Origin of the sequence: Helcococcus bovis (assembly GCF_046035835.1) — a bacterium.
Lineage (GTDB): Bacteria > Bacillota > Clostridia > Tissierellales > Peptoniphilaceae > Helcococcus > Helcococcus bovis.
Genome location: NZ_JBFNGB010000007.1, coordinates 73,755 through 80,691, shown reverse-complemented (window position 1 = coordinate 80,691; position 6,937 = coordinate 73,755). Strand labels below are relative to the sequence as shown.

Here is a 6,937-nt window from a genome sequence, read left to right as displayed (position 1 = left end):
TTACAGAAATAAGTAAACATAATACAAGTAATTTCTTCATTATTAATATTCCTCCCAATTTATAGATATTGGACACTTTCCTATATTTGAACCACTATTTTCAAAAGTTTTATCCAAATTTTTTGAACTATCTTCATATGGAACTATAACATCTCCTGACTTTGTAATATATCTAAATAATACCATTGGACTTCCATTAAATTCGTTAAAATATGAGTCATATCCTGGTAAAACTAATTTTTTTTCAAATTTTACAATTTTTGAATGTGACTCTACATAATAAGTATAAGTTTTAGTTAAATTTTTACCAGTGCAATATCCATAATATGGGAGTTCATACGAATACCCTGCTTCAGCTACTTCTACAAAATTTAATACTAACAAACAAACTACTAATAAAAACGCATATAATTTTTTCCTCATTATTTCCTCCTTTATTTTTGCATTTATAAGTATAACTAAATTTTGTATCATTTTGTGACAATATTATAATATTTCTTTACAAATATTATAATTAATTAATATTTTTAAAAAAATATTATCTTTAATAAAAATATTACATTATTTCTATTAAATCAATCCAAGTGTATATTCAAAATCACATCCATTTTCTAACAATTCCCATGTGATTTTTGTTTCATTAAAAATATTTCCATTAATTTTCAATTCTTTTACAAATTTCTTTTGATGGTAATTTTCATTAACTTTAATATTTATTTTATTTCCATTGTATAAAGTTATTGATGCATTATTCCAAAATGGCATACCTAATTGATACTCATTAGATCCTGGACATAATGGGTAAAATCCTAAACTTGAAAATATATACCAAGCTGACATTGAGCCATTATCCTCATCTCCTGGATATCCCTTCCAATCATATCTAAAATAATTTAATAGTATTTCCTTAATAATTAATTGGGTATTTTTAGGTTGATCCACATAATTAAATAAATATGGAAGGTGGAATGATGGTTGATTTGATATCGCATGATGTCCCAAGTGTGCCATTGCATACTCTCTCATTTCGTGAATTTCATATCCATAAGCTCCATATTTATATTCAGTTTTTGCATTAGTCAATTCTTCAAGCTTTTTACTAAAATTGTCTTTTCCATCAAATAATTCAATTAAACCATTTACATCATGATAAATATTATATGAATTTTGATATGCTGAACCTTCAGTATATGGAGATCCCCAGTTTAATGGATCAAATCCATCAGTAAATTTGCCATTTCTATCTTTTGCTCTCATAAATCCTGTTTGACCATCAAATAAGAATTTATAATTTTTAGAATAATCAAAATATTTTTGAGCAATTTCATTCTTACCTAATTTATTTGCAACCATTGCTATAGACCAGTCAGATAGACAATTATCAAGTGTTTGATTTACTGATTCATGTAAATCTGATGGTACATATCCGTATTCTCTATATTCACTAGTCCCTGCTCTACCATAAGTTGCTTTTCCAGAAGAAACTTCTGCACCTTTAATCATTGCATCTAAAAGTTCTTTCATATATTTATTTCCAATACCTTTTGATGAAGCTTCTGCAATTATATTGTCTACAAGTGTGCCAGGCATTAAACCTCTTTCATCAGGAGAAAGCCATTTTGGTAAATATCCACTTTCATTATATTGATTGATATATCCTTCAAGTATATCTTCAAAAATTTCTCTATCAACTAATGAAAATAGTGGAAATAGAGTTTTGTGTAAATCCCACATTCCCATATTAGTAAACATTTTTCCTTTTTTCACAGATTTTGATAATGTGTCATAATGTAGATTTTCACCATTTTCATCAACTTCATAAAATTTCATCGGGAATAAAAATGCTCTATATACCGCATGATAAAACATTCTTTCTTGAGAAATTTTATCATATGGATTGTACTGATCGTAATTTGATTCTTCATCTAAATTATCAACCTCAAATTTATCAAAATATTTTTGCCATTTTTGCTCTGTTTCAGCTAACATTTTTTCAAAATCTCTAGTCATAATTTTATGATTAAATTTAGCTTGATTTAAAGAAATAAATGATGTCGATAAGTATAATTCATTTTTAGCCCCTGAAATTAAATACTTATCTTCTTCCAATTTTTCAAAATTAAAATCATTATCAAAATCTATAACTATATACATTTTAAAATTTTCATCTTCACAACCAGAAAAATTATTAACATATCCTTCGATTTTATTGTCTTTCTTTTCTAATACTAAATTCTTCCCTTCTAAAATAAACTGAGGATTTTTTACATTATATTTAATTATTGCTGAATCCTTTGATGCTGTAATCATTGCAATTTCATCATTTTCAAACATGATTTCATTATAATGAGGCAAGAAATTTGATTCTTTATTTTTGTACATTCTTACATTTTCAATTTTATTTACAGGCAATATTGTAAATGAGCTAAAATCGCCCATCCATGGACTTGGTTGATGAGTTATTCTAAACCCTTCAAATGTTTTGTGATTTGGATTAAACCACCATGAACCTGCCTCTTTTTTCGTTTGTACACAGAAATAATTTGAACCAAAAGGTTCACCTGTATATGGAAGTGTGTTACCATTTGAAAACTCATAAACGCTATCTGTTCCCACTCTTGTATCTGTAAATTTGTATTTTCTAAATTGTTCTAAAAATTTATTTTTCATATTTCCTCTATAATTTTATTATATATAAAAAAGGATTAACAATTAGTTAATCCCCTTATATTTTATGAAAATCAATTGCTTACTAGTGACGCCAACAGATGACGCTTACCTAGATAATGTCACATATATAAGACTTACTATTGATACATACATTTTATCACTAATATTTCTGAATTGTCAATTTTTTTAGGAAAAATAAATTTATACATTTAAACAAATAATAATTTTTTTAGAAATTTTATTGTTTATTATCCCTGATTCATCTATATAAATATTCACTTAACCTTCCTAATTTTCACTTCTTCTTTTTAACAGTAATATTAAGCTCTTTTCTAAATTTCTCAATAACCTTTTTTTCAAGTCTAGAAACTGTCATTTGACTAACTCCTAGTTTATCAGCTATTTCTCCTTGTGTCATTTTGTCAAAATATCTGTATACAACAATCTTTCTTTCTAAATCATCAAAATTTTCCATAGCATCTTTAATGAAGGCCATATCTTCAACTATCTGATAATTTTTATCTTCTTCTCCAAGTAAATCAGCAAAACTAACTTCTCTATCTTCAGATGAAGAATCTAGATTTTTGTCAATAGATTGAGGAGAATAAACTTGAGATGCATCCATAGCTTCAATTACTTCTTCTGATGAAACATTTAGTAAATTAGCTATTTCATCAATTGTTGGAGTTTTTTGTAATCTTTGAGCTAAATCATTTTTTGCATTATTTATTCTCTTGGATAACTCTTGTATTCTTCTAGGTACTCTAATTACCCAACCTTTATCTCTGAAATATCTTTTAATTTCACCTGTTATAGTCGGTGTAGCAAATGATGAAAATTCAAATCCTCTATCTGAATTAAATCTGTCTAAAGCGAGGATTAATCCTAAAGAAGCAATTTGATATAAATCATCAAATTCAATCCCTCTATTAGAATATTTTTTAGCTAAAATTTCAGCAATATAAAGATTTTTAGAAATCAAATCATCTCTTATTAATTTTATTTCTCTTTTAATTTTCTGTAATTCTTTTTTATCTTCAGATTTTTCAGATTTTTCTAATTTTTTTTCTTTAGATCTTAATTTTTCTAAATTTTTAAAACTTTCAAAATCTTTTATTTTCTCTTCAGATTTTTTTACATCAGCCATATTACATCCTTATTTATTTAAAACAACTACTATTTTATCATCCTCTATTACTAATTGATCAGATAGATATAATATAATTTGCTTTTTAATTTCAAAAATAGCATCATTTTGATTATCTTCTTTAACAAATTTTAAATTTTCAAAATCAACTTGTATATATGATTCTCCAAGCTTAAATGATATATCTATTTTTTCGTTACTAGGAATGATTAATGTAAATATTTCAGATACAACTTGTTGTAAATCTGCAACTTTATCTACATCAAATCCAACTTTATTAGCTAAAGAAGCTGATGATAATCTTAAAAGTTGTGTGTATATCGGATTACTTGGTAATTCAATTTTTATAGTATCCATTAATCCTCCATATTAAATAATTCTGTTAATTTTGTGATTTTAAATAATTTATAAATATTTCTATTAGCATTATTTATTGTAAGTGATTTTGATTTGTCTTTAGCAGCTTTATAAACTGTCATTATAGCTCCTATACCTGTTGAATCTATATATTTTAATTCTGAAAAATCAAATACAATATCTTTATCCAATATTTTATATTTTTCTAAAACTTCATTCTTAAAATTTTCAACTACATTTATGTCTAAATCACCTAAAACTTGTATCTCTAAATTTTCATTTTCATTATATTTTACTTCAAAAGCCATAATATTCTCCTATTCAACTTCTTCTATATATTTTGCACATGCAACTATATTTTCTTCATCAGAACGAACTTTCTTCAATCTTACACCTTGAGTTGTTCTTCCCATTGTTGAAATATCTTTTACGTTTAATCTTATAATCTCACCATTTGCTGAAACTAAAATTATTTGATCTTCTTGATTTACTAATTTAGAAGCTACAATTTTTCCTGTTTTTGGTGTTAATTTATATGTTTTAACACCTTTACCACCTCTATTTTGAGGACTATAGTACTTGATTAATGTCTTTTTACCATATCCTTTTTCTGTAACTATAAAAATGTATTCATTTTTGTCTATCACACTTAAATCAACGACATTATCACCTTTATTTAGTGAGATTCCCTTTACACCTTGGGCAGTTCTACCCATCGGTCTTACATCTTTAAGGTTAAATATTATTGATTGCCCATTTTCAGTTACCATCAATACATTTGTATCAGGATCTACTTCTCTAGCACCAATTAATTCATCCCCTTCATTTAAGGTTATTGCTATTATACCTGTTGTTCTAATATTATAGAATTCACTAGCTTCTATTCTCTTAATCTTACCTTCTTTTGTAGCTAAGATAATAAATTTATCATCATCTTGTTCTTTTACAGGTATTACTGCTGAAACTTTTTCATCTTGTGTTAATTGTAGAATATTTATAATCGCTTGACCTTTTGATTGTCTCTTACCTTCTTTTATTTCAAAGGCTTTTTTCTTAAATACTTTACCTTTATTTGTGAAGAATAAAATATTATCATGAGTACTTGTTACAAATAAGTTTTGAACAAAATCATCTTCTTTTGTTGTCATCCCTGTAACCCCTCTTCCACCTCTATTTTGAACTTTATAGGTATCTGCAGGTAATCTCTTAATATATCCTTGATTTGTCAATGTAATTATAACTTCTTCTTCTTCAATTAAATCTTCTTCATCAACTTCTTCTACATCTCTTTTAATTCTAGTTCTTCTTTCATCAGAATATTTTTCTTTGATTTCTAATAATTCTCCCTTGATTATTCCCATTAAGATGCTTTCATCCGCAAGAATTTCTTTTAATCTCTTGATTGTAGCCAATAATTCATTATATTCTTCTTCTAATTTTTCAACATTAAGACCATTCAATCTCTTTAATTGCATGTCTAATATTGCTTGACCTTGAATATCTGTTAGACCAAATCTCTTTGTAAATTCTTTCTTAATTTCTTCGTCATCATAATTAGATCTTATAATTTTAACTATTTCATCAATATTGTCATAAGCAATTCTCAATCCTTCAACAATATGAGCTCTAGCTTCTGCTTTATCCAAATCAAACTTTGTTCTTCTTGTTACAACTTCTTTTTGATGTTCAATATAATAATGAATTAATTCTTTTAATGTTAAAACTTTTGGTACACCATCAACTAATGCAAGATTTATAATACCAAATGTTGTTGTTAATTGAGTATGTTTGTATAAATTATTTAATACAACATTTGGATTTGCATCTCTTTTAGTTTCGATAACAATCCTTGTACCATTTCTATTAGATTCATCTCTTAAATCAGCAATTCCTTCTAATTTTTTATCTCTAACAAGTTCTGCAATTTTCATAATTAATCTTGCTCTATTAACTTGATAAGGAATTTCTGTAACTACTATAATATGTTTACTTTTAAATTCTTCAATGTGAGCTTCAGCTCTTAATTTAACTTTTCCCCTACCTGTTTTATACGCATCAATTATAGGCTTTCTTCCCATAATATTTGCTCCAGTTGGAAAATCAGGACCTTTAATATGCTTCATCAATCCTTCAACAGTAATTTCATTATCATCTATAAAAGCAACACAACCGTCTATAACCTCTCCTAAATTATGAGGTGCCATATTAGTTGCCATACCTACAGCAATCCCCGCAGAACCGTTAACAAGTAGGTTAGGAAATCTAGCAGGTAATACTTTTGGTTCTAATTCTTCCTCATCAAAGTTTGGTTGAAAATCAACTGTATCTTTGTTTATTTCTCTCAACATTTCCAAAGTAAGTTTTGTCATTCTTACCTCAGTATAACGTTGAGCTGCAGCTCCATCACCATCTATAGAACCGAAGTTTCCTTGACCATCTACTAAAGGATATCTTGTATTAAAATCTTGTGCTAATCTTACAACTGCATCATAAATTGCAGAGTCTCCATGTGGATGGAAACGACCCATTACTTCCCCTACAAGTCTTGCAGACTTTCTATGTGGTTTATTTGGTGCTAATCCTAATTGATTCATACCATAAAGTATTCTTCTATGAACCGGTTTTAGACCATCTCTTACATCAGGCAATGCCCTTGAAACAATAACTGACATAGAGTAATCAAGATAAGCTTCTTTCATTTTTGTCTCAATATCTTGAGCTATAATATTTGATTTATCAAATTCTGCCATTCTCTACTCCATT

Annotated in this window: 6 protein-coding genes; all 6 read right to left on the bottom strand. The window is 27.1% G+C overall.

Going from position 1 to position 6,937, the window contains the following annotated elements; all coding sequences use genetic code 11:
• Positions 1 to 42: 42 nt before the first annotated feature.
• The 6 genes from ABGF48_RS03610 to gyrA all read right to left on the bottom strand — a co-directional run bounded on the left by ABGF48_RS03610 (position 43) and on the right by gyrA (position 6,924).
• On the bottom strand, positions 43 to 423 hold the full coding sequence (locus ABGF48_RS03610) for a hypothetical protein (protein ID WP_408104982.1): 381 nt from the start codon (positions 421 to 423) through the stop codon (positions 43 to 45).
• A gap of 147 nt (positions 424 to 570) precedes the next feature.
• Positions 571 to 2,670: a GH92 family glycosyl hydrolase gene (locus ABGF48_RS03605; RefSeq protein ID WP_408104981.1), complete on the bottom strand. Its 2,100-nt coding sequence runs from the start codon at positions 2,668 to 2,670 to the stop codon at positions 571 to 573.
• A gap of 295 nt (positions 2,671 to 2,965) precedes the next feature.
• A complete protein-coding gene (locus ABGF48_RS03600) occupies positions 2,966 to 3,817 on the bottom strand; it encodes a SigB/SigF/SigG family RNA polymerase sigma factor (protein ID WP_408104980.1) in 852 nt (283 codons plus the stop codon).
• A gap of 9 nt (positions 3,818 to 3,826) precedes the next feature.
• A complete protein-coding gene (locus ABGF48_RS03595) occupies positions 3,827 to 4,174 on the bottom strand; it encodes a hypothetical protein (protein WP_408104979.1) in 348 nt (115 codons plus the stop codon).
• Complete coding sequence (locus ABGF48_RS03590) at positions 4,174 to 4,482, bottom strand: STAS domain-containing protein (protein ID WP_408104978.1); 309 nt, start codon at positions 4,480 to 4,482, stop codon at positions 4,174 to 4,176. Before ABGF48_RS03590 ends, ABGF48_RS03595 begins: the two co-directional genes overlap by 1 nt.
• A 9-nt stretch (positions 4,483 to 4,491) precedes the next feature.
• Positions 4,492 to 6,924, bottom strand: a complete 2,433-nt coding sequence (gyrA, locus tag ABGF48_RS03585; RefSeq protein WP_408104977.1) for a DNA gyrase subunit A — start codon at positions 6,922 to 6,924, stop codon at positions 4,492 to 4,494.
• Positions 6,925 to 6,937: the final 13 nt, after the last annotated feature.